Annotated in this window: 3 protein-coding genes; 2 read left to right on the top strand and 1 reads right to left on the bottom strand. The window is 64.0% G+C overall.

Annotated elements, in window-relative coordinates:
* Positions 1 to 287 precede the first annotated feature (287 nt).
* On the bottom strand, positions 288 to 1280 hold the full coding sequence (locus C0V75_RS22610; RefSeq protein ID WP_101923225.1) for a tripartite tricarboxylate transporter substrate binding protein: 993 nt from the start codon (positions 1278 to 1280) through the stop codon (positions 288 to 290).
* A gap of 282 nt (positions 1281 to 1562) precedes the next feature.
* Here C0V75_RS22610 and C0V75_RS23115 point away from each other — a divergent pair, with 282 nt between their 5' ends.
* Together C0V75_RS23115 and C0V75_RS22605 are read left to right on the top strand one after the other, a co-directional pair.
* Positions 1563 to 1928, top strand: a complete 366-nt coding sequence (locus C0V75_RS23115; RefSeq protein ID WP_158241935.1) for a hypothetical protein — start codon at positions 1563 to 1565, stop codon at positions 1926 to 1928.
* A gap of 10 nt (positions 1929 to 1938) precedes the next feature.
* Positions 1939 to 2671, top strand: a 733-nt coding sequence (locus C0V75_RS22605; RefSeq protein WP_173861125.1) for a tripartite tricarboxylate transporter permease, incomplete at its 3' end; no start/stop codon positions are given.

Below are 2671 nucleotides of genomic sequence, written 5' to 3'. Positions count from 1 at the left end.
AAGCTGGAATATCGCTGCTCAGGGCCAGCTGACTGCACCGCGGTAGCACTCAAACACAAATCTCGGCGCAGCCGAACGCGTTGATCAGACGTTCCTTTAGTATCATCATAAAGGGCAGAGAGCGGCCGCTTGAGCGTTTGGCCGTAGATCTATTGTTGATCTTGAACGGGACAGTCGGATGCTATGCACCGCCGAGGTGCCCAGCGGGCGCCTGACCACGCGATGTGTCACAGGGCAGAAATCCTGCGCCGGACGGATGCACCCGGCGCAGGTCGGAACGGTCCCGGTCAGCCCTCCACGCGGGCGCCTGTCCCGCGGACAACGGGGATCCATGTCTCGCGTTGGGCAGCATAGTAGGCATCGACCTCGGCAGGGGTCTTTGCCGCGGGCACGATCGAAGCCAGTTCCTCCAGACGCACACGCATGGCATCGGACTGAACGATCTCGTTTATCATGCCGTTCAGCGCGCTCACGATGTCGTCCGGTGTGCCGGCCGGGGCCGAGATAGTATTCCAGGTCTGGCTGACGAAACCAGGCAAACCCGCCTCCTCCATGGTCGGCACATCGGAAAGCGCCGCAAGGCGAACCGGGGCGGAGACGCCCAAAGGCCGCACGGCTCTCCCTTGCACTTGCCCGATGGCGGTCAGAGACGGGTCGAACACAAAGCTCAGCCGCCCTGCAACCAGATCAACCATGGCATCGGGGCTGCGCGGATAGGGGATGTGGACGACACTTTCGGCGCCGATGCGCTGCAGAAACAAAGCGCCGGTGATGTGGGTTGTTGTGCCCGCAGGTCCGGAGCCGTACTGGAAAGCCGACGGATCGGCCTTGATGCGCGCGGTCAGGGCGGCCAGATCGGCATCGGGGCTATCTGCGGGCACGCACATCACCATCGGAACCTCATTGATCATCGCCACGCCACGCAGTGTCGAGGCGATATCAACCGGCAGCGGTTCGAACAATGCGATGTTGTGGACCAACTGCGACGACGTTCCGACAAGAAGCGTGTAGCCGTCAGGCGCAGCAGTGCTGACATCCTCGGTCGCGCGCATTCCCGAGGCCGTGCCGTTGTTCTCCACTACGATACTTTGGCCGAGGACCAGCTCCAGCGCTTCGACCAATATACGGGCCACCACGTCGGCGTTGCCGCCGCCCCCTTGGGCCACGACCAGCCGGATAGGGCCGGCCGCGGGCCACTCGGCAGCATGGGCCGAGCGTGGCAAAACAGACAGGAAAGGTGCGGCGAGTGCCGAGCCAAGCAGCATACGACGGTGAATCATCTTTCGCTCCAGGAAAACAGGAATTTGAAGGTTTGGCTGACCACAAGACTGGCGGCTGAGCCTGCCATGCCGTATCTGACAAAATCAGTCAACTAAACGAATCGTGGGTTCCCGATGAAGCCGGATCTTCCCCTGACATCCAGACTGCCGCACCGAAATGGACCGCGCGTCATCCTTCGACGCATGCTTCCGGGGTTTGTGCTCTGTGCGATCGGGGCGGGGATGTCGGGGCTGGCGCAGGGCCAGCCTGCATGGCTAGGTGGAGATGTCGGGCCCGGCCTGATGGCACAGCTTCTGTCGCTGGGAGTGCTTGGCCTTGGTGTCGCTTGGGCCATGCTCTCTGCACGCAGCCCCGTCACGCCTACGCCTTCACCGGGATGCGGCAACAGCAGCGACTGCGGGGCGCCTGAACGCGGCCTGCGCCACAGCGCGCCCGCTCTGTTGGGCGCAGTGCTGATATTCGCCCTGACAGTTCCTGTCCTTGGCCTTGTCCTTGCCGCGGGGTTGGCTGCAGCGCTGGCGGCCTGGGGATCGGGCGAACGCAGCCCGCGGGCGCTGGCGTTTACAGTTCTGGGCCTTATGACGCTGGTGGCCTTTGTGGGCGTGGCGCTGCTGCCACCCACTGCCCCGCTTTGGCCTGCAGGCTGAGGGGGTGGGTATGGATATTGCCGCCTGGGCCGCGGGCTTCGCGCTTGCGATGACGCCAGAGAACCTCGCCCTGTGTTTCCTGGGCGCACTCCTCGGAACGCTGGTGGGGGTCCTTCCCGGTATCGGGCCTGCGGCGACGCTGGCGCTTCTATTGCCATTGACCTTCGCACTGGAACCTGCTGGCGCATTGATAATGCTGGCAGCGATCTACTATGGCGCTCAATACGGCGGCTCAACCAGTTCGATCTTACTTAACCTGCCGGGGGAGTGTTCGGGCGTCGTCACGGCGATGGACGGGCACAAGATGGCGCTGATGGGACGTGCTGGCCCGGCGCTTGCTGTGGCGGCGTTGGCCTCTCTGTTTGCCGGGCTTTTGACGGCGGCCCTGATCGCGACGATAGCCATGCCGCTGGCCTCAATGACCACAGCCATCGCGCCTGCAGGTCTGGTAGGATTGATCGCGCTTGGCTTGTTCGCGGCGGCTGTCATGTCGCCTGGCCCCGCCGTGCCGGCACTGGCATTGATCCTGATCGGAGCGGGGCTGGGACTTGTCGGCACCGATCTGGCAGGCGGACAGCCGCGCTTCACCTTCGGGATCCCGGAATTGCGCGACGGCATCGGCTTTGTCCCGTTGGTCATGGGCATTTTCGGCCTCGCAGAGATCATCCGCGCACTGGAAACCTCGGGCCGTCCCGAAACCATCCGCGGCGTGCGCTGGCCATGGCCCAGCCGCGCCGACCTTC

It is taken from the genome of Tabrizicola sp. TH137, assembly GCF_002855575.1.
Taxonomy (GTDB): Bacteria; Pseudomonadota; Alphaproteobacteria; order Rhodobacterales; family Rhodobacteraceae; genus Paragemmobacter.
This window is presented reverse-complemented; position numbering and strand designations above follow the sequence as displayed.